The organism is Roseibium aggregatum (assembly GCF_017309185.1).
In the GTDB taxonomy this organism is placed as follows: Bacteria; Pseudomonadota; Alphaproteobacteria; order Rhizobiales; family Stappiaceae; genus Roseibium; species Roseibium aggregatum_B.
Genome location: NZ_JAEKJZ010000002.1, coordinates 150,221 through 170,940, shown reverse-complemented (window position 1 = coordinate 170,940; position 20,720 = coordinate 150,221). Strand labels below are relative to the sequence as shown.

Annotated in this window: 18 protein-coding genes; 10 read left to right on the top strand and 8 right to left on the bottom strand. The window is 61.7% G+C overall.

Translation table 11 applies throughout. The annotated features are described in order from the left end of the window. Nucleotides 1-166 precede the first annotated feature (166 nt). The gene (locus tag JF539_RS12970) at nt 167-2,161 is read right to left on the bottom strand and encodes a multiheme c-type cytochrome (protein ID WP_207141094.1); all 1,995 of its coding nucleotides are present in this window, start codon (nt 2,159-2,161) and stop codon (nt 167-169) included. Nucleotides 2,162-2,165: 4 nt separating this feature from the next. Further along, the gene (locus tag JF539_RS12965) at nt 2,166-3,164 is read right to left on the bottom strand and encodes an HAD family hydrolase (RefSeq protein ID WP_207141093.1); all 999 of its coding nucleotides are present in this window, start codon (nt 3,162-3,164) and stop codon (nt 2,166-2,168) included. Nucleotides 3,165-3,498: 334 nt separating this feature from the next. On the opposite strand from JF539_RS12965, the gene JF539_RS12960 reads away from it, so the two are divergent. The 3 genes from JF539_RS12960 to metH all read left to right on the top strand — a co-directional run bounded on the left by JF539_RS12960 (nt 3,499) and on the right by metH (nt 9,374). Then, the gene (locus JF539_RS12960) at nt 3,499-4,509 is read left to right on the top strand and encodes an ArsR/SmtB family transcription factor (protein ID WP_207141092.1); all 1,011 of its coding nucleotides are present in this window, start codon (nt 3,499-3,501) and stop codon (nt 4,507-4,509) included. A gap of 1 nt (nt 4,510) precedes the next feature. Then, the gene (gene metF / locus JF539_RS12955; RefSeq protein ID WP_207141091.1) at nt 4,511-5,425 is read left to right on the top strand and encodes a methylenetetrahydrofolate reductase [NAD(P)H]; all 915 of its coding nucleotides are present in this window, start codon (nt 4,511-4,513) and stop codon (nt 5,423-5,425) included. Between the two features lie 220 nt (nt 5,426-5,645). Then, entirely contained in the window at nt 5,646-9,374 is a 3,729-nt protein-coding gene (metH, locus tag JF539_RS12950; RefSeq protein ID WP_207141090.1) for a methionine synthase, read from the top strand. A 523-nt stretch (nt 9,375-9,897) separates the two neighbouring features. On the opposite strand, the gene JF539_RS12945 is transcribed toward metH, so the two are convergent. Then, complete coding sequence (locus JF539_RS12945; protein ID WP_207141089.1) at nt 9,898-10,599, bottom strand: ArsR/SmtB family transcription factor; 702 nt, start codon at nt 10,597-10,599, stop codon at nt 9,898-9,900. A 78-nt stretch (nt 10,600-10,677) separates the two neighbouring features. On the opposite strand from JF539_RS12945, the gene JF539_RS12940 reads away from it, so the two are divergent. The 3 genes from JF539_RS12940 to JF539_RS12930 all read left to right on the top strand — a co-directional run bounded on the left by JF539_RS12940 (nt 10,678) and on the right by JF539_RS12930 (nt 11,969). Beyond that, nucleotides 10,678-11,013: an NIPSNAP family protein gene (locus JF539_RS12940; protein ID WP_207141088.1), complete on the top strand. Its 336-nt coding sequence runs from the start codon at nt 10,678-10,680 to the stop codon at nt 11,011-11,013. A 28-nt stretch (nt 11,014-11,041) separates the two neighbouring features. Further along, complete coding sequence (locus tag JF539_RS12935; RefSeq protein WP_207141087.1) at nt 11,042-11,386, top strand: antibiotic biosynthesis monooxygenase family protein; 345 nt, start codon at nt 11,042-11,044, stop codon at nt 11,384-11,386. A gap of 166 nt (nt 11,387-11,552) precedes the next feature. Continuing rightward, the gene (locus JF539_RS12930; RefSeq protein ID WP_207141528.1) at nt 11,553-11,969 is read left to right on the top strand and encodes a cupin domain-containing protein; all 417 of its coding nucleotides are present in this window, start codon (nt 11,553-11,555) and stop codon (nt 11,967-11,969) included. Nucleotides 11,970-11,986: 17 nt separating this feature from the next. Here the strand turns inward: JF539_RS12930 and JF539_RS12925 are convergent, their stop codons facing one another. After that, entirely contained in the window at nt 11,987-13,432 is a 1,446-nt protein-coding gene (locus JF539_RS12925) for an ATP-binding protein (protein ID WP_207141086.1), read from the bottom strand. Continuing rightward, nucleotides 13,429-14,157, bottom strand: coding sequence for a response regulator (locus tag JF539_RS12920; protein ID WP_207141085.1), 729 nt, complete (start codon nt 14,155-14,157; stop codon nt 13,429-13,431). The genes JF539_RS12925 and JF539_RS12920 overlap by 4 nt, the downstream gene beginning before the upstream one ends. Nucleotides 14,158-14,481: 324 nt before the next feature. Between JF539_RS12920 and JF539_RS12915 the strand changes: the two genes are divergently transcribed. Then, on the top strand, nt 14,482-15,570 hold the full coding sequence (locus JF539_RS12915; protein WP_207141084.1) for an EF-hand domain-containing protein: 1,089 nt from the start codon (nt 14,482-14,484) through the stop codon (nt 15,568-15,570). Nucleotides 15,571-15,783: 213 nt separating this feature from the next. Continuing rightward, nucleotides 15,784-16,785, top strand: a complete 1,002-nt coding sequence (locus JF539_RS12910; RefSeq protein WP_207141083.1) for a hypothetical protein — start codon at nt 15,784-15,786, stop codon at nt 16,783-16,785. 18 nt (nt 16,786-16,803) lie between these two features. On the opposite strand, the gene JF539_RS12905 is transcribed toward JF539_RS12910, so the two are convergent. The 3 genes from JF539_RS12905 to JF539_RS12895 all read right to left on the bottom strand — a co-directional run bounded on the left by JF539_RS12905 (nt 16,804) and on the right by JF539_RS12895 (nt 18,694). Beyond that, on the bottom strand, nt 16,804-17,199 hold the full coding sequence (locus tag JF539_RS12905) for a GFA family protein (protein WP_209017268.1): 396 nt from the start codon (nt 17,197-17,199) through the stop codon (nt 16,804-16,806). A 75-nt stretch (nt 17,200-17,274) separates the two neighbouring features. Beyond that, a complete protein-coding gene (locus JF539_RS12900; protein ID WP_207141082.1) occupies nt 17,275-17,652 on the bottom strand; it encodes a VOC family protein in 378 nt (125 codons plus the stop codon). A gap of 136 nt (nt 17,653-17,788) precedes the next feature. Further along, on the bottom strand, nt 17,789-18,694 hold the full coding sequence (locus tag JF539_RS12895) for a LysR family transcriptional regulator (protein ID WP_207141081.1): 906 nt from the start codon (nt 18,692-18,694) through the stop codon (nt 17,789-17,791). Between the two features lie 177 nt (nt 18,695-18,871). Here JF539_RS12895 and JF539_RS12890 point away from each other — a divergent pair, with 177 nt between their 5' ends. Both JF539_RS12890 and JF539_RS12885 read left to right on the top strand, forming a co-directional pair. After that, complete coding sequence (locus JF539_RS12890; RefSeq protein WP_207141080.1) at nt 18,872-19,492, top strand: glutathione S-transferase family protein; 621 nt, start codon at nt 18,872-18,874, stop codon at nt 19,490-19,492. An 85-nt stretch (nt 19,493-19,577) separates the two neighbouring features. Then, nucleotides 19,578-20,522 carry a pyridoxamine 5'-phosphate oxidase family protein gene (locus JF539_RS12885; protein WP_207141079.1) on the top strand — a complete coding sequence of 315 codons (945 nt, stop codon included), beginning with the start codon at nt 19,578-19,580 and terminating at the stop codon, nt 20,520-20,522. The last annotated feature ends 198 nt before the right edge of the window (nt 20,523-20,720 follow it).

The window sequence follows — 20,720 nt, the reverse complement described above, 5'->3', positions numbered from 1 at the left end:
CGCTAAATCGCCTGAAGTCTCCTAGGGGAAGATCTGTGTTCCGAAATAGTTTCGGCTCTTAGAAGCATAACACTGTTTCTCGCTGATTGGTCCTGCTTCGCAGCCTCTTGTTCAAAGGTCTTCAAGACTGTTGCTAAATTGCAATTGTATTGCGATCGTATTGTCTTCAGCGTCCAAGTTGCGTTTTGTATGCGCTCAGGCTGGGATCCTCCGGGTTTGCCAGGAGAGCCTTTTGCAGCGCTTTTTGCGCGCCTGCGAGATCGCCGATGGCCATCCTGACACGGACCTGCATGATCCAGCCGTCGATCAATTGAGGATCGAGCCGGGTTGCTTCCTCAAAAGCGGCGAGAGCTGCATTCTGATTGCGCATCGACAGGGCCATGCCCCCCAATGCGAGATGGGTTTCGGGAAAGTCGGTCTTGTTGGCGAGAGACACTTGCCACTCCCGTGTGGCGCGACCGGCGGCTTCGGCCGCCGCCTTCGGCAATTGGGCTATGGGCGCGCCGATCAACAGCCGGGCGGCGGCCATGCGCACGGAGCGGAATTCGTCGTCAAGTGCCGGTGCGATCCGCTGCAGCCGTTCAGACGGAGGCGCGTGAAGCTGCAGGGCGACGGCCGCGGCACGCACGAGCGGGTCGTCGTCTTCGATCAGCGGCGCTGCCTTGCCGGCGACTTCCGGTGCGGCGCTTGCCTGGAGCAGTTCCAGGGCCGTGGCGCGGACAATCCCGGGGAACGTCCTTTGATCCGCGACCGCCAGCAGGTCTTCCTCGTGGGCGCCGCGTTGCTGCCGGGCGGCTGCAAAAACCTCGCCGTAGTGCGCGGGCCTGTGCTTCGCGTTCGGGAACCGATCTGCAATTTCGCCCGCTGCCCAGGACAGGGCCTTTTCCTTGTGGCAATCGGTACAGGCATTTGGCGTGCCGAGCTTCGCCGACAGGTCCGGGCGCGGCACGCGGAAGGAATGGTCGCGCCGCCCGTCGATGCCCATGTAGGTCCGCTCGATCATATGGCAGGACTTGCATTCGGCGCCAGGCGTTCCTGTTGCGTGAAAGTGATGGCTGGGGTCGTCGTAGAGTTTCCTTGTGAGCATGGGAAACTCGGCGTTCCCGGCCGGTGAATGGCACTGGGTGCAGACCGCGTTGCCTTCCGCACTCATCTGTCCGCTGTGCGGTTCGTGGCAGTTCGAGCAGCGTACGCCGCTGGAATACATTTTCGATTGCAGGAAGGAGCCGTAAACATAGACCTCGTCGAGGATCTGACCGTCGGCATGATAGAGACCCGGGCGCAGCAGGGCGAGACGATAGGCGTCGTGATAGGGCGTTCCGGGCAGGGGATTGCCGTCCTGAAATGCTTCCCGCCGTGAATGACAGCCTGCGCATTGCTGGATCTCCGTTTCCGGCAGATCCTTTTCAAAACCGATGACCAGTCCGCGTGCGCCCGTGCCGGGGAAGGGACTTGCCTCATAGGTCTGCGGATTCGCTGCCCAGGCCAGATGCGCTTCACCGGGGCCATGGCAGGCTTCGCAGCCGACACCGGTTTCCGATTGCCTGCTGGAATAGGACCTCGTTCTAAGATCGTGGTTCTTCTCAAAGCCGGTGGCGTGACATTCCGCGCAGCGGCTGTTCCAGGTCTTGTAGGGACCGCTCCAATGCAGGCCGTCGTCGGGAGGTGGCGCTTCTTCGCCATAAAGATGGTACCAGCGCCTTTGTTCCTGGTCCCAGACAATGTCTAAGGACTGGAAGCGTCCTGGCTCCGTTTCCACGAGATACTGCTGCAACGGGGCTATCCCGCCGACACCGACAACCTTGTAGGTCTGCGGCTCGCCGGGGACGTCTTCCGTCTCGACGAAATAGGCGCCCTCCGCTTCGAAGAAACGGCTCGTCCTGCCTTTGTGAGTGAATTGCGCGTTGTCGAAGTCACCGTCGACGCTGTCAGGGCCGGGGAGCATCCAGGCCTTCGCATGATGGGACTGCTTCCAGGCGGCTGCTTCCTCCGTGTGGCATCCCGAGCAGACGGGCGTGCCGACATGGGCTGGCGGGGAGGCGGGCGCGTTTTCTTGGCCCAAAGCCGCACCGCCCCAGACAAGCGATGCCAGGATCAGAGCGATCGTGACAGCGAGGGGGTAACCGGCGGCGGTGAGGCCGAAAGAAGTCTGTGCCCGCACGGAGTTATTTCCCGGGGAAAATCTGGTTCCAGTCGTCTTTCATACTGATCAGGTGCCAGCCTTCCTTCGAGGCGTCGTCCAACCCCTTGTCGAGCCTGCCGAAATGAGTGTCCCGGTCATAGGCATACTCCCGGTCGGCGTCGTCGTGGTGAACGAACATGCCGAGGCGTTTGCCGGGACCTGCCGTCGTGTATTGCAGCATCTCGTAGTCGCCGTCGGAATTGCCGAAGGCGGCGATCGGGCGTTTGCCGATATGGGTCAGGATTCCGACCGGTTTTCCGGCCTTGTCGTCGACGAAGGCTATCTCCGGCAAGCGCATCAGTTCTGGCAGGCCGTCGACGACCGTGTACTCGGTCACAATGGATGAGCCGACGACCTGTTCCGCCGGAATGCCGTAGACCTCCTCGGTCCACGGCCGCATGAACTCGATGCCGCCGCCGGAAACGATGAAGGTCTTGAAGCCGTTTGCGCGCAGGTAATCGAGGAGTTCGAGCATCGGCTGATAAACAAGGTCGGTATAGGGCCTGTGGAATCTCGGGTGTCTTGCTGTCGCGATCCAGTCGGAGGTGATCTTTTCAAACGCGTCGGTGCTCATGCCTGCATGGGTCGCGGCGATGATCTCCATGAGCCCCTTGTGTCCGGACCTGCCGAGGGCCTCCATGTCGTTTTCAAGAACGGCCTGGAACGGCGGGGTGGTCTTCCATTCCGGGTGTTCCGAAGCCAGGGCCTTGACCCGATCGAGTGCGAAGGCGAGTTGGGTGTACATCGGGTGCTCGACCCAAAGCGTGCCGTCATTGTCGAATGTGGCGATCCGGTCGGCCGGTGCGACATAGTCCGGGCCGCCATCGGCCGTGACAGCCTCGACGAATTCGACAATGGCCTGTTTGGACGCGCCGTCGTTCCAGGAAGCAAGAGGCGCGGGTTGTGCGAAAGCGCTCGCGGTCCAAATGAACACGGCCGCAAATGCGGTGCTGAAACCTGCAATGACGGCTCTGCAATTCATGGACGTGTCCTCTCGATTTGTTTCTTAACCGAACTCCGTTCCGGAAGGGATCGGAGCGGCGGCCTTCTTCCCGTTTTTGCGCCGGGGCCCGTTCGCGAAGGCCGTGGAAAACAATTCTCTCCCGTAACGTTAAGTTGTCCTCTGGAAGCCGGCCCGGATCAAGCCGAATTTTCTCCTTGCCTTGGTTCAACTGTCTCGCAGGGCCGTCTGACAAGCCGTCAGTTTCCGGATTAGGGGATTGTGAACCAATTCGTAAGTAGCGGAGCGCTGCCTCTTGTATCGCCTGTCGATATGATATAAAGATATCTTTATATCGACATTGTTGGCTGAGCGCATGACCGAAGAGCAGACCCTTTCCCTGGATGACACCCTTGCCGCCCTCAGGGCGGTCGGCGAGGCGACGCGCCTGCGTCTGGTGGCGCTGCTGGCGGAAAGCGAACTGACGGTCAAGGACGCAACCGCGATCCTGGGGCAGAGCCAGCCGCGCATTTCCCGCCACCTGAAGCTTCTTGCCGAGGCCGACCTGATCCAGCGTTTCCCCGAAGGCTCCTGGGTCTATTACCGGCTGGCCGACGGTCCCGAAGGGCATCTGGCCCGCGACCTGGTGGCGCGCATTTCCGCCGAAGATCCGGTGTTTGCCGCCGATCAGGAACGTTTCCAGGCTGTCCGCAAAGCCAAGGCCGAGGAAGCGGCCGCCTATTTTGCCGCCCGGGCGTTGACCTGGGACCGGGAGCGGTCCCTGCATGTCTCCGAAGACGCCGTGGAAGCCGCCATGCGCAAGGCGCTCGGCGACAAGCCGTTCCAGACGTTCCTGGATCTGGGTACCGGCACCGGCCGGCTTCTGGAAGTCTTCAAGGATCAATACCGGTCCGCCCTCGGCGTCGACGCCTCCCACGACATGCTCGCGGTCGCCCGGGCGAATCTGGCCAAGGCGGGACTGAGTGACGCGCAAGTGCGCCATGGCGACGTCTATGCCCTGAACGTGCCACCGCGGTCCTTCGATGTGGTGGCGATCCATCAGGTGCTGCATTTCCTGGCGGAACCTGCCCGCGCGCTGGCGGAGGCCGCACGAGCGCTGAGGCCCGGCGGTCGTCTGCTGATCGTCGATTTTGCCCCGCACGAGCTTGAATTCCTGCGCGACAAGCATGCCCATCGCCGTCTCGGCTTTTCCCGGGAGCAGATGGAGCGCTGGCTTGAGGCGCTAGAACTGGACCTGGAGGAGGTCACCGACCTCGTGCCGGGTGAAGACAACGATACCAACCTAACCGTTACACTGTGGCTTGCCCGTGACCGCCGGATCGTCACGGACCTGCCTGCGCAAAATACGTCCCGAGAGGTCGCATAACATGTCTGCCATTCATCCGCGCCGTTCCCATCAGGCTGCCGCTTCGCCGATCACGGCGTCCTTCGAGTTCTTTCCCCCAAAGAGCGACAAGATGGCGGAGACGCTGTGGAGCACGGTGGAACGGCTTGAGCCGCTCGGTCCGTCCTTCGTGTCCGTGACCTATGGTGCCGGCGGTTCGACTCGCGAGCGCACCCACAAGACGGTCGACCGGATCCTGAAGGAGACGGATCTTGCGCCCGCCGCGCATCTGACCTGCGTCGGCGCTTCGAAGGAAGAAGTAGACGGCATCGTCAAGGACTACTGGGATCTCGGCGTCCGTCACCTCGTGGCGCTGCGCGGCGATCCGCTGGAAGGCATCGGTTCGCGCTATGTGCCTCATGAGAGCGGTTATGCCTATGCGTCCGATCTCGTGGAGGGCGTCAAGAAAATCGCGAATTTCGACATCTCCGTCTCCGGGTACCCTGAAAAACACCCGGAAAGCGGCAGCTGGCAGAGCGAAATCGACAATCTGAAGCGCAAGGTCGACGCGGGTGCGGATCGGATCATCACCCAGTACTTCTTCGACAACGATCTCTTCGACGCCTATCTGGACCGGATCGCGGCGGCGGGCATCAACATTCCGGTCGTTCCCGGCATCCTGCCGATCCACAATTTCGAGCAGACCATGGTTTTCTCGGCCAAATGCGGCACCTCGATCCCCCAATGGGTCGCCCGCCGCTTCGCCGGGCTCAAGAACGATCCGGAAACGCGCAAGCTGGTCGGTGTCGCCGTTGCCTGCGAGCAGGTCATGGACCTTGTCGACCGCGGCATCGCCGACTTCCATTTCTACACCATGAACCGCGCCGACCTGACCTTCGCCATCTGCCATATGCTGGGCATGGGAAAGCCGGAGACGCGGGAAGATCTGGCGGCTTGAAAGGGGTAGGGGAGGCTCCTTCCATTTAGAAGAAACAGCGAACCTTGTCCGGGTGGTCTCCAACGCCCCGGCAAGGGAACCCTACCGCTACCCTTCGCACCCGGGACGGGAGTGAAGGGTGAAGCCGCACCCGTTGGGACAAAACAGCAAATCAACTGGCGACTCTGTGCATTGAGGCGCCGTTACACAAGCAGACCAGTCTATCTGGAAGGAAGAACCCGTGATCAAGTCAGACGCCTTCGAGCGCCTCCGCGACCTTGCCAAGAGCCGCATTCTCGTCCTGGACGGGGCCATGGGCACGGAGATCCAGCTTCTGAAGCTGGAGGAGGCCGACTACAGAGGCACGCGTTTCGCCGACTGGCCGAGCGACATCAAGGGCAACAACGATATCCTGAGCCTGACCCTGCCGGACGCGATCCGCAAGATCCACGTCGATTATCTGGAAGCTGGTGCGGATATCGTCGAGACCAACACGTTTTCCTCCACCACCATCGCCCAGGCCGATTACGGCATGGAGGAGTTCGCCTACGAACTCAACTTCGAAAGCGCGAAGCTCGCCCGCGAAGCCTGCGATCAGGTCACGGCCAGGGACCCGTCCCGGCCGCGTTTTGTCGCCGGGGCGCTCGGGCCGACCAACCGTACCGCGTCGATCTCTCCGGATGTAAACAATCCCGGATACCGGGCTGTTTCCTTTGACGATCTTCGTATCGCCTACGCCGAAGCCGTACGCGGTCTTGTCGCGGGCGGTGCAGACATCATCCTGGTCGAGACCATCTTCGATACGCTCAACGCCAAGGCGGCGCTTTTCGCAATCGATGAGGTCTTCGAGGAGACCGGCAAGATCCTCCCGGTGATGATTTCAGGCACGATCACCGACCTGTCCGGCCGCACGCTCTCCGGGCAGACGCCGGAGGCTTTCTGGAACTCGGTGCGGCATACGTCTCCGCTCACCATCGGCCTCAACTGCGCGCTCGGCGCCAAGGAAATGCGTGCCCACATCGATGAGCTGGGCCGGGTCGCCGACACGCTGGTCTGCGCCTATCCCAATGCCGGCCTGCCGAACGAGTTCGGCGAATATGACGAGAGCCCGGAGCATATGGCCGGTCTTGTCGCGGAGTTCGCTTCCGCAGGGCTCGTGAATGTAGTCGGCGGCTGCTGTGGCACCACACCCGCCCACATCAAGGCAATCGCGGAAGCCGTGGCCGACAAGGCGCCGCGCGTCATACCGGTTGTCGAGACGCATATGCGTCTTTCCGGCCTCGAGCCTTTCGTGGTCACCAAGGAAACCAACTTCGTCAATGTCGGCGAACGCACGAACGTCACCGGGTCGGCGCGCTTCCGCAAGCTGATCAAGGAAGGCGACTATTCCACGGCGCTCGACGTCGCCCGCCAGCAGGTGGAAAACGGCGCACAGATCATCGACATCAACATGGACGAGGGGCTGCTGGATTCGGAAGAAGCCATGGTCACCTTCCTCAATCTGGTCGCTGCCGAGCCGGACATCGCCAAGGTGCCGGTGATGATCGACAGTTCCAAATGGAGCGTCATTGAGGCTGGCCTGAAATGCATCCAGGGCAAGGGCGTCGTCAATTCCATCTCTATGAAGGAGGGCGAAGAGGCTCTCATCGAGCAAGCCAAAAAAGTCCGCCGCTACGGCGCGGCCGTCGTGGTCATGGCCTTCGACGAGACCGGGCAGGCCGACACCTTCGAGCGCAAGACCGAAATCTGCGCGCGCTCCTACAAGATCCTGACGGAAAAGGTCGGTTTTCCGCCGGAAGACATCATTTTCGATCCGAACATCTTCGCGGTCGCGACCGGGATCGAGGAGCACAACAATTACGGCGTCGATTTCATCGAGGCGACCGGCTGGATCCGCGAGAACTTGGCCCATGCCCATGTCTCGGGCGGTGTGTCGAACCTGTCGTTCTCCTTCCGCGGCAACGAGGCGGTGCGCGAGGCGATGCATTCCGTGTTTCTCTACCACGCCATCAAGCGCGGCATGGACATGGGCATCGTCAACGCAGGCCAGCTCGCGGTCTATAACGACTTGGACGCGGAACTGCGCGAGCTGTGCGAGGATGTGGTTCTCAACCGTTGCGACGACGCGACCGACCGCATGCTGGAAGCCGCCGAGCGCTGGAAAGGCGAGGGTGGCAAGAAACGGGAAGCCGATCTCACATGGCGCACCTTCGACGTCGCCAAGAGACTGGAGCATGCACTCGTGCACGGCATTGCCGACTTCGTCGAAGAGGATACGGAGGAGGCCCGCCAGTCCTTCGATCGGCCGCTCCATGTGATCGAGGGGCCGCTGATGGACGGCATGAACGTGGTCGGCGACTTGTTCGGTTCCGGCCAGATGTTCCTGCCTCAGGTGGTCAAGTCCGCCCGTGTCATGAAGAAGGCGGTCGCCTACCTGATGCCCTTCATGGAGAAGGAAAAGGAAGAACTGGGCCAGACCGGCCAGTCTTCAGCCGGCAAGATCCTGATGGCGACGGTGAAAGGCGATGTCCACGACATCGGCAAGAACATCGTCGGCGTGGTTCTCCAGTGCAACAATTTCGAGGTCATCGATCTCGGGGTCATGGTTCCTGCCGCGAAAATCCTCGAAACGGCACGGCAGGAAAAGGTCGACATTATCGGTCTGTCCGGCCTGATCACGCCCTCGCTCGACGAAATGTGCCATGTGGCCGCCGAGCTGGAGCGTGAAGGCATGGAGATGCCGCTTCTTATCGGCGGCGCGACCACGTCCAAGATCCACACGGCGGTGAAGATCCATCCGAACTACGAACGCGGCCAGGCGATCTACGTGACCGATGCTGGGCGTGCGGTCGGTGTTGCCTCCAAGCTGATGAGCGAAGGCGCGCGGGATCCCTATTTTTCGGAAATCCGCACCGAATATGCCGATATCGCCGAAAAACACGCCGCGGGCCGGGGCAAGCAGCAGCGCACCTCGATTGCGGAAGCGCGGGCTAACGCCTTCAAGCCGGATTTCGCAGGCAAGCCTCCGGTCGCGCCGAAGACCCCCGGAACGACGGTTTTCGACGACTTCCCGCTGGAAGACCTGGTGCCATTGATCGACTGGACGCCCTTCTTCGCGACCTGGGAGATCAAGGGACGCTATCCTGCGGTCCTGACCGACAACCGCTACGGTCCGGCAGCCAAGGCGCTTTACGACGACGCACGGCGCATGCTCGACGAGATCGTTGAGAAGAAACTCCTGACGGCAAGGGGCGTCGCAAGCCTGTGGCCCGCCAACGCGGTCGGCGACGATATCCGCCTGTTCACCGATGAAAACCGGTCTGAAACGCTTGCGACGTTCCACACCCTGCGCCAGCAGATGGCCCGAACCGCAGGTGGGCGCGCGAACGTGGCGCTCAGCGACTTCGTGGCCCCTCTGGAAAGCGGCGTGAAGGACTGGGTTGGCGGTTTTGCCGTCACCTCCGGTCACGGCGAGGACGAACTGGCGGCCCGCTATGCGCGGGAAGGGGACGACTACAACAAGATCCTGTCCCAGGCGCTTGCGGACCGTTTGGCCGAGGCCTTCGCGGAGAAGCTGCACGAGATCGTGCGCAAGGATCTTTGGGGCTATGCCGCGGACGAAGCGCTTGGTGTCGAAGATATCATCGCCGAGAAGTATTCAGGCATTCGTCCCGCTCCGGGCTATCCGGCACAGCCCGATCACACCGAGAAGGATACGCTCTTCAAACTGCTCGACGCGGAGCGCCTGACGGGTATCCAGCTCACCGAAAGCCGCGCCATGCTGCCGGGCTCGTCCGTGTCGGGGCTCTACTTCGGCCACGCCGACAGCCACTATTTCGGCGTTGGCAAGATCGAACGGGACCAGGTCGAGGACTATGCGTTCCGAAAGGGATGGGATGTCGCGTTCGCCGAACGGTGGCTGGCGCCGATATTGAACTACGATCCGGCGCGGATGGAAGCGGCGGAGTAGTCCCGACCGGAACATTCCGCACGGCGCTCTGTTTCAGGTTGGCGTGAGCGCTCCTCCCGATTTGTTTATCCGAAGTTCATGTGCCTTCCGTGGTTTTGCCCCGGGAGGCACATTATTTTTTAGAGCGAATTTATTGGTCTCGGAAAGAAAAGACCAATTTTCTACAAAATGCACAATGTGCGCCCTTGAAAAGTGCACAATGTGCGCTAATATATTCGTCATGATGTTGGCGCGCGGGGAAACTGGGCACAACAAAGGAGAACAGAAATGAATGTGCACACAGCCAGATCTCTTCTGGTTCAGCACCGTCAGGACTACAATCGGAATCGCCTTGCGTGGTTACCCGCGCGGCTTTATCGCTCCTGGCGGGAAGCAATGCCGAGTATTCGGGAGCCCTTTCCGGGGTCCGGAAAAAGGGCCTGACCTGAGCAGGCCCCAACAATAATGAGAAGAAAAACGTTAGACGTTAACTGCCCCAAACGTCTGCCCACCTCTTGCAAGACCCGGCCCCGAGCCGGGTTTTTTATTTTTGGGGCCATGCGGCCGGAAACAGCCCGAACAATTCGGACCGACCCCTGGCGGAAATGTGAACGACGCGGCTGTCCGGCTCCCTCATCACCCAGCCCTGCTTCTCAAACCAGGTCAGCATGGCAGCCCCGAGACCTCCGGCAAGATGGTTGCGCCGTTCGCTCCAGTCGAGACAGGCCCGGCACATGGGGCGGCGGCTGGCATGGAGCGCGGCGAGGTCGATGCCGAGGCTTGACACAAAGTCCGAGCCGGAGGGAGACAGCCGAAGACCTCCCTTGTCCGATGAGGCCTCCAGAAACCCGCGGGCGCTCAGATTGTCGAAAATCCGCACCGCAATGTCTCCTGCAAGATGATCGTAACAGACCCTGGCATTGCGCAGCGCCGGATCTTTCGGGCCGGTGCGGGTGCGCAGATGCCCCTTGCGGGCGGCCAGACCCATCAGGGCCTCGAGTGTCGCGCCGACCTCCGGGCCGGCCAGAGTGAAATAGCGGTGCCGTCCCTGTTTGTTCTGGGAAAGCAGTCCGCCCTCGATCATTTTTTTCAGATGTGAGCTGGCGGTCTGTCCGGTGATGCCGGCTTCCGCCGCCAGTTCCGTTGCCGTCAGAGCCTTGCCGTTCATTAGGGCGCTCAGGATATTGGCGCGGGCGGGATCGCCGATCAGCGCGCCGATGCGGGCAATATCAGGTCCGTCCTTCATGGTTCGATCTCCATCGAAGCATCTGTGCGGGAAACCATGACACACAGAGGCGTTCAAAACCACACAAAAGGACATGCCGTGATCACTTGTTTCATCCGCTATCAAATCGATCCGACGAAAAAGGCGGCTTTCGAGGAATACGCCCGCAACTGGGGGCAGGCGATCCCGCGCTGCGGGGCCGATCTGATCGGTTATTTTGCTCCCCATGAGGGCTCTACGACGCTCGCCTACGGGGTCTATTCCCTGGAAAATCTGGCCGCTTACGAAGCCTATCGGGCAAGGCTGGCAGCCGATCCGCTCGGCCGGGAGAACTACGCCTTCGCGATGAAGGAAAAATTCATCTTGCAGGAGGACCGCACCTTCCTGAAACTTGCCTCCGTGCCGCACGGCACTACCAAGGGCCGTTGTTTATGACCCTCGGCATAGGGAGAGGACCAGACCGATGATCGCAGTCATTTTCGAAGTGATCCCGCATGCGGAGAAGAAACAGGCCTATCTCGACATGGCCGCGGAGATGCGGCCGCTGGTCGAACAGATCGATGGGTTTATGTCCGTGGAGCGCTTCCAGAGCCTGACCGATCCGGACAAACTCCTGTCTGTTTCCTTTTTCCGGGACGAGGACGCCCTGAACGAATGGCGCAGGCTCAGCCAGCACCGCAAGGCGCAGAAGGCCGGGCGGACAAGTTTTTTCAAGGACTACCGTCTGCGCGTGGCCCATGTGCTGCGCGACTACGGCATGGAGGAGCGCGCCGAAGCACCGCAGGACAGCCGGGAAATGAACGGCTGAGACCGGGACATTCGGAACCGCCCGGTTCTGTCAGCGCTATGCGTTCCAGGATACATTCGTCTGAATAAGTCTTGCCATTTCGGGTGTTGTCTTGATCAATTGACAAGGTGGACCTCCGTCATGGAACCGCGATCGATGAGACTGGAAAGGAGACGCCGTGAGTGTGCTGACCGTTTACGAAGCCGGGTCCCGTCCGACGAAACGGGCCAATCCGGAGTATTTCACCGGAACCGTGTGGCAGGACCCGGTGATCGAGGCCCCCGCGCCGGCGCGCGTCATGGCCCTGCGGGTCGCCTTCGAGCCGAAGGCACGTACCCACTGGCATACCCACCCGCTCGGCCAGACCCTTCATGTTCTGGAGGGCGCCGGCTTCATCCAGGTGTGGGGACAGGACAAGTTGTCCATCCTGCCGGGCGACGTCGTCTGGATCCCACCCGGTCTCAAGCATTGGCATGGCGCGGGACCGAACACGGGTATGGTTCACCTGGCAATCCAGGAAGCGCAGGACGGGGTGGCGGCCGAGTGGCTGGAAGCGGTCGACGATGCCACTTTCGAGGGCGCTTTGGTCTCGCGACGGAAGTAATCGCACCGTTTCAATCGCTATTGCGATAACGGCAGCCGGACTTCCGCCTCGAGCCCGCCTTCATCACGGTTTCTGAGCGTGATCGTGCCACCGTGGGCATGGATGATCGAGCGGGTGATCGCCAGTCCCAGGCCGATGCCGCCGGTTTCCTCGCTGCGGGACTCCTCAAGGCGCACGAAAGGTTCGAACACGTCCTTCAGACGGTCTTCGGGAATGCCAGGTCCCTTGTCCGAAATGCGGATGACTGCTTCGCCGCTTTCCTTCGACAGGCTGGCGGTTACGCTTTCACCGTAGCGGATGCCGTTTTCGATGAGATTGCGCAGCGCGCGTTTCAGGGCGACCGGGCGGCAGGGCAGAACGATCCGCTCGTCAAGGTCGACCGCGCAGTCGTTGCCAAGGTCCTGCTGGTCGCCGGCAACGCTTTCCAGGATCGCGCCGAGATCGGCGTTCTGCGCTGCTTCCGTCTGAGCCTCGTCGCGGGCGAAGCGCAAGGTGGCTTCCGTCATGGCAGCCATTTCGTCGAGTGTCTCGATTATCTTTTCCCGGTTTTCGTCGTCTTCGATGAACTCGGCCCTGAGCCGCAGCGAGGTGATCGGGGTCCTGAGATCGTGACTGATGGCGGCCAGCATGCGTGTGCGATCCTTCACGAACCGGCTCAGGCGGTCGCGCATGTTGTTGAATGTATGGGTCAACGCCTGCACTTCACCCGGGCCGCTGGGTTCAAGCGGTACAGGGTCTTCGCCGCGTCCGAATTTCTCCGCCGAGACCGCAAGCTCCTTGAGTGGCCGGGTCACCCGTCTGATAACGAATCCGACGATCAGTCCCGTGGCGATTACGGTCAGCAGCAGCTGAACCAGAATTGGAATGAAGGGAATGCGCGGCGGGCGGTAGCTGGTGGCGATGTTGAGCCAGCGGCCGTCCGAGATCCTTATGGAAAGCCTGAGATCCTCCGCCTTGCGCAATGCCTTGCGCAATTTCGCCTGTCGCTCGTGCTTGGGCACCTTTCTCCAGTCACGGGCGTCGTCATCGTCATCGTCGTCATCTTTCTTGCGCAAGCCTCGCTTTTCGTCGGCGAGGACGTTGACATGGACGATATGTCCGTCCTGCAGGTTCCTGGCGACGATCGACTGAAGCTTTTCTTCGAACCGGGACTGACCGGGTTCCGGCGCAAAGGGCGTCGCGTTCAGCCAGAACACGGCATTCCGGCTGCTGCTGGCCGTCAACAACCTGTCCTGGAGGGCGGGCGGCATTTCTTCAAGAAGGCTTGCGACGGAGACGGCGCGCATCAGGAGATTGTCCCTGGCCGCCGCGACGAGCGCGATCCGGCGTTCGTCGTGAAAGATCCAGACGCTCAACGCCTGCGCCGCGACGATGGCCAGCACCAGAAGCACGATCAGTTGGGACGCCAAGGACTTCGGCCACAGGAAGGTCAGAAGCTTCTTGTTTGGTCTGGACGTTTTCATTCAAGCCCGTCTTTCACGTCGGCGGTGAACATGTAGCCTCCGCCCCAGACGGTTTTTATCAGCTTCGGGTCTTTGGGATCGGCTTCGATCTTCCGCCGCAAACGCGACACCTGATTGTCGATGGAGCGATCAAAGACCGCGGGTGTGCGCCCCGTGGTCAGATCGAGCAGCTGGTCCCGGTTCAAAACCATTTTGGGTCGTTTCAGGAAGGCGCACAGCAACTGGAATTCGCCGCTGGAAAGGGCGACGGAGTTGTTGTCCGGATCGATCAGTTCGCGCCGCGATACGTTCAGGGACCAGCCGTCGAAAGACAGTTTTTCCTGATCGATGGGGTCGCGCTCCTTGGGAACCAGTGAGGTCCGGCGCAGGACCGCGCGGATGCGCGCCAGCAGTTCCCTCGGATTGAACGGCTTGGTCACATAATCGTCCGCGCCGATTTCAAGCCCGATCACACGGTCGGTGTCTTCCGCCATTGCGGTCAGCAGGATGACGGGCATCGATCCTGTTTCCACCAGATGGCGGCACAGCGACAGGCCGTCCTCGCCCGGCATCATGATGTCGAGCACCACGAGATCGATCGAGGCGACCTTCAGGACCTTGCGGGCGGCGGCGGCGTTTTCGGCGGCGGTGGCGCGCAAACCGTTCTTGATCAGATAGCGGGCCAGGGTCTCGCGGATGTCGCGATGGTCGTCCACGACCAGGATATGCGGGCTTGGATCGCTCACCTTGTGCTCCAGTGTTCCTGCCCGAAACCGGCGTGGGAGCCGGAGACGGACGTCAGTCTTTTGGTTTCTACGGCTAAAATAATAACAGCACCCTCCCTGTGCGAGCCGAACTTGTAACAAACTGTGTCGGTGAAGTCCCAAGGGACAGATGGCGACACTTGGAGCCCTTACCGGCGGTATTCCTGCGACAATTGCCTCCTACCTATAGCCTGCGTTTCACACGCTCCCCATGCGCTGAGCGGGGCTGCGGACAGATCCTTCGCCTAGCGCATCGGGAGCGTGAGAAACGCCAACCACGCATCAACCAACCGAGGAGTTGTTGACATGAACCCGTTCAGAAAGTTTGGTGTCGCCGTTCTTGCCGCGAGCCTTGCCGGAACCGCGCTTTACACCACCCTTCCCGCATCGGCGCAGGGGGGCGCTGCCTCAGGGCAGAGAGAACAGAGCGCTCAACAGATCGCCGGAAAACGTTTTGCCATGATGGGCGAACGCGGAGGTTTCGGCTTTGGGCCGGGCCGTGGCATGTTTGCCGGCGAGCGTCTGTTCGACCGCTTTGACCTGGACAGCGACGGCATCATCACCGAAGCGGAGATCAAGGAAGGCCGTGAGGCCCATTTCGCCGCCGCGGACAGTAACAGCGACGGGGAAATCTCCCTTGAGGAATTCCAGGTCCAGTTCCTGGACCGCTCCAGGGACTTCATGGTCCGCGGCTTTCAGTTCCTGGACAAGGACGGCGACGGCAACGTGACCAAGGAAGAGACGGACCTGGCGGCGAACCGTCTGTTCAGCCGGTTGGACCGGGACGGCAACGGTACGCTTGAACGCGTCCATGGTGGTCGCGGCCCCGGCATGCGTGACGACGACGATCGTGGTCCGCGCGGCCCGGGCGAAAAGCGCGGCGGCAAGCGTGCTGACGACGACGACCGTGACGGTCCGCGCGGCGAACGCCGCGGCCAGCGTGCGGAGCACAAGGAACGCGGTGGCCCGCGTGGCGAAGGCTGGGGCCGGCGCGGTCCGGGCCGGGATCACTTCTCCGGGCGTCATGGCCATGGCGGATCGGCCCGAATGGTCCTGGGCGTGTTTGACACGGATGGCGACGGCAAGGTGACCCGTGAGGAATTCGACACCCGGAAAGGGGAGCTTTTCGCGCTTGCCGATACCAACGGGTCCGGTTCCTTCACTCTGGAAGACTTCGGTCCCCTGTGGCTGGCCATCAATGAAGATCGCGTGGTCGGCATGTTCCAGCGCATGGACACTGATGGCAGCCTCGGCATCAGCGCAGAGGAACACGGCGCGCGCACGGAACGCATGATGAAACGGCTTGACCGTAACGGCGACGGTGTGATCACCGATGCCGACTTCAAGGGCCGTGGCGGTAAAAAGGGTGGCAAAGGCTGGCACAAGCGCGGCTGACGGCACTCGCTCTCTTCGGCTAAGCCCACGGCCGGAGACGTTTTCCCGCCCAGAACACCCCCAATGAGCGGGGAAACGATAAGGGAGCCGGTTCCTTTCCGGCTCCCTTTCTTCGTTGCCGCGCGTTCAAGTCCTTGCGTCAATCCGGTCTCCCGTTACGGGAATATCAAGATTTTGCGGCTAGGGTCTCTTGTCACTTTTATGGGGGACTTCATGACCAAGCCGACCTTGCTGGACTTTACCGCCGACCGGATTGCCGCGGGGCACGTCAGCGAAGACGATGTCGTTACCTTGCGCCGCTACATTTACGGCGACATGGCGGTGTCGCTGGACGAAGGGGCTTCCCTGTTTACCTTGAACAATGCGGCTCTGACTTACGCCGAGACCTGGTACGAACTCTTTCCGGAGGCGGTCGGAGACATTCTGGTGCATCAGGCGAGGCCGGCGGGCTATGTCTCGGAGGACAATGCCGCCTGGTTGATCGGCCAGATCACGTATGACGGCCGCGTTTGTTCGCGGACGGAGCTCGATGCGGTTCTGCACGTGCTCGAAAAAGCCCGCGAAGCCCCGCAGGAGCTGGAGATCTTCGCGCTGCGCGCCGTCGCGAAGCTGGTTCTGAGAGGCGAGGGCGCGACCCGCGGCGGCGCTCAGCTGAAGCCGGGCGTGATCTGCGACGGCGAAGTTGAATTGCTCCGACGGGTGCTTTATGCGGGCGCCGGATGCGGCGGCGTCGCGATTTCCCGTCCGGAAGCGGAGGTTCTGTTCGACCTGAACGATGCGACGCTCGAAGCGGAAAACGCACCGGCGTGGTCGGAGTTGTTTGCGAAAGCGGTCGCCAGCTACCTGATGGCCTTGTCCGGCTTCACACCGCCGCCGCGCGAGGTCGCGCTTGCAAGGGAGGACTGGCTTAACCAGCCCGGCGGTTACGAGGGCGGGATCAGCGGTTTCTTCGGCAAGATGTTTGGCGGGGGACTTGGCGGCGTCCGCGACGCTTACCGGGAGCGGCCGGATCCCTTTGCCGCAAGAGGAGCGGCCATGGAAGCGGAGATCGCCATCAACGAAGTGGTCACGGAAGACGAGGCCGCCTGGCTCGTGGACAGGATTGGCCGTGACGGTGTCCTGCACGAGAACGAAAGGGCGCTGTTGCGCTTCATCCGTCAAGAGAGCCCGAACATTCATCCGGCGCTTCATCCGCTGATGGACAAGGTCGCCTGAGACGCAAGGCTCTTCCGTTCAGAACCACATGTCCCGAACGGTCCTGCCGTCCCGGGGCAGCTCGTTGAATGTGTCCAGACCATCGAAGTGGCGAATGGGCAGACCGGCGATCCCGTCGGGATCGGTCAGGCGCATGTTGACCGCCGTCCGGTAGCGGCCGTGCCTGTCGGCGATCCTGCCGACATAGTGGGTAACGCTGGCGCATGTCGCGCAGAAGTGAAAGTCGATGTCACCGCCGTCCTTGCGCCGGTAGGAGGCGGTCTTCCCTTCGACATGGATATCGTGGCCGATGTGGCCGTAGGCCCATAAAACTCCGTAGCGACGGCAGACGGTGCAGTTGCAGGCCGTGATCGATTGAGGCCTTGCGTTCAGGTGCCAGACAACCGCGCCGCAATGACAGGTTCCCTCAAGCATGTTTCGTCCTTCCTCTTGCCAGTCCTTCCGGCGGGCGGAACGACGATGCGAGCATTCTGCACCGTCTTTTCAGCGTCAGATGGACTGGCCCACGTCAATCCGGTTGCCGTCAGGGTCGGCGAAAACGAAGGCGCGCAGGCCGTAGTCCTTGTCCTGAAGGTTCCGGATGATCCTCAAGCCATGTTCACGGCAGGCTTGAAAGGCGCCTTCCGCGTCGGCGACCAGCATGTGCGCCTGATTGAACGGTGGGGCCTTGTAGCCTTTTTGCAGGGTCAGGTGCAGTTCGGCCTCGTCCTTTTTCAGGATCATGAAACCGACCGGGTCGCCGTTTTCGAAGACTTTTTCGAAGCCGAAAACCGACTGGTAGATCCTGAAAGAGCGGTCGATATCCGTGACGCCGAGCGTTGCAGCGATGCGGCCGAGATATTGGGTATCGGGAGAAATTGAAGGCATTCCTTATCCTGTCGTGCGGATTGCGGTGTCCACGGGGACCGGTCGGTGCCGGTTTGCCGGAGCGTAGCCGCTGGGTCAGGACGGTGCCTGATTTCCTGATAGCCCATCGGTCGCCCTGCGGCAACGCCCTTTGGCACTACGGGAGCCCCGGCGACCAGCGCATGCCGAACTCACCGGCGAGATGATCGATCAGGGCCCTTAGCCGCCGGCTGAGATGACGGTTTGGCGGATAAAGCGCGTAGACGCCGAGAACGGTTGTCTCGCAGTCCGGCAGAACCGGCTCGAGGCGCCCGGCTTCAAGATGGTTCTCCACCGCGTAGAGCGGAGAGCGGGCAATGCCCAGGCCGCCGAGCGCCATCGTGGCGAGCGCGCCCGGGGCGTTGCACTGGATCGCCGCGTCGAGTTTCAGGACATGTTCCTTGCCCTGGGAGCGGATCCGCCAGACATTTTGTTCCGGCTGGTTGCTGTCGGCGAGGCAACTGTGGGCGGCGAGCGCCTCCGGGTCTTCCGGCCGGCCGCGGCGTTCCAGATAGTCCGGAGAGGCGCACAGAACCATCGGCATGTCGCTGAGCTTGCGTGCGATCAAGGTCGAATCCGGGAGCGAACCGATCCGGATCGCAAGATCCAGACCTTCCTCGATCAGTGCAACACGGGTGTCGGTCAGTTTCATGGCGAGCTCGATCTGCGGATGCTCCTGCAGGAACGGCACGAGCGCTTCGGTAAGGCGGGTGCTGCCAAACCCGGTCGGCGCCGTCAGCCGGATGGGGCCCGCCAGGGCGCTCTGGCGTTCCCTGACCAGGGAATCCAGATCGTCAATCTGGTCCAGGATCGGCCGGCAGCGCTCCAGATAGGATATCCCGACGTCGGTGAGGGCGACGCTTCGGGTGGTGCGATTGAAGAGCTGGGTCTCCAGCCGTTGTTCAAGGTGGCGGACGTATTTGCTGACAAGTTTGGTCGACAGGCCCAGCCTTCGGCCGGCTGCCGTGAAGGAGTTTTCCTGAGCAACCGCGACGAAGGCGCGGATGGTTTCAATCCTGTCCATCTTTGAAGGCTCTCGGCTATTCAGAGCAACGGTCGGTTTTTATCTCCAAAATGTACATAATCATTGAATGAAATCGAAGATTTTTTCCATCCCGGTCTCTCACCATATTGCGGTCGGTGGCCGGCGAGCGAGTGATCCGGCCCCTCCATGACCTTTCGAAGCGAGAAGGAAGCCAACATGTCCAAAACGATCAAGATCCACCGTTTTCCCTTGTCGGGCCATTGCCATCGGGTTGAACTGTTCTCGAGCCTGACCGGGCTCGACTACGAACTGGTCGAGGTCGATCTGCGCGCCGGAGAACACAAGCGGGACCCGTTCCTTAAGCTCAATCCTCAGGGCCGGGTCCCGGTTATCGAGGACGGCGCGACGGTGCTGGCCGATTCCCATGCGATCCTGGTCTACCTGGCGAAGAAATATGCACCGGACTGGTTGCCGTCGGATCCCTTTCAGGAAGCGGAAGTCCACCGGTTTCTGGCTTTTGCCGCAGGGGAACTCGCCAACGGCCCCGGGGCCGCGCGGCTGATAAACGTGTTCGGCAGTCCGCTCGATCCGGAGCGCGCCAAGACCGTCGCGAAGACAGCCTTCGACTATTTGGAGACCTATCTGGACGGTCGTGCCTGGCTCGTCGGAGATCGTCCGACCATCGCCGATGTCGCGCTCTACAGCTACACGGCGCATGCACCGGAGGGAAATGTTTCCCTGGATCCTTATCCGAACATTCGTGCCCTGCTGGCACGCATCGAGGCCCTTCCGGGGTTCGTGGCCATGCCGGCGACCAAGGCGGGTCTCGCCGCCTGAAGGCGCTAAACGCGCCTTGAAACCCGTACCTGGCGACCGGGAGAACTCCCGGTCCGTTTTCCGCTCAACGAGAGGATTCTGTCCCATGTTTGAAAGAAACAGACCGACCGGCCCTTCGCCGTTTCACCGCGGCGAACGGCGGATACAGGAAAGGCTTGGAGCGCGGGATGTGGAATCCTGGGCCGGCCGGGCCATCCGCGGTTTCATGCCGGATCAGCACCGGGAGTTCTTTTCAGCTCTCCCGTTTGTTGTCGTCTCTGCCCGCGACCGGGCCGGCCGCCCGTGGGCCACGCTACTGGAAGGCGACGAAGGGTTCGTCACGTCGCCCGAGGCAACGCGGCTGAGGATCGCCGCCCGGCCGGTCTCCGGCGATGCCCTGGAAGAGGGATTCGCGTTGGGGGCGGATCTGGGCGTCCTGGGGATCGAGCCGGCAACGCGGCGCCGGAACCGGGTCAACGGCCGCGTCCTTCCCGCCGCAGACGGAGCCCTCACGCTTGCCGTCGACCAGTCCTTCGGGAATTGCCCGCAACATATCCGCGAACGCCGGCACACGCGGGTGGAAACCCCGCTGTCGCCGTCGTCCCGGCGCGGGAAAGACCTCAATGAGGCGCAGATGTCCTGGATCGCGGCCGCGGACACGTTCTTCATCGCCTCGGGTTATCGTGACGCGGAAAGCAGCGGGGAGGAGGACAGGACGTTCGGGATGGATGTGTCCCATCGCGGCGGCGAACCGGGATTTGTCGAGGTGGTAACCCCACGGGAGATCCGTTTTCCGGATTTCGCGGGGAACAGGTTCTACAACACGCTCGGCAACATCCTGCTCGATCCGCGCGCGGGGCTTTTGTTCATCGATTTCAGCGCGGGCAGGCTCCTGCAACTGACGGGGCGGGCCCGGATCGATTTCGGTCTGGATGAGGACAGCGGAGAGGCGATGGCCTCCCGCACCGTGACGTTCGCCATCGAGGAGATCGTCGAGGTGTCAGACGGATCACGCCTGCGCTGGGAGGACGGCGCGGGTTCGGACAGCTGAGTTCTCACCCCCGAACAACGCACGAGGAACGGGTCCGGCCATTCGGATAGTCCTTCGGCCGGGCTTTGAAATGCCGCGCGAATTCGTCTGTCGTTACTTCCGGGAAAAAAATCCGGTCGAAGCGTATTTCCCCTTGCGCCGGGCGGCAAAGCAGCGCATATACCCGTTGCCCAAATTCGCACGTGCCCGAGGCCGTTC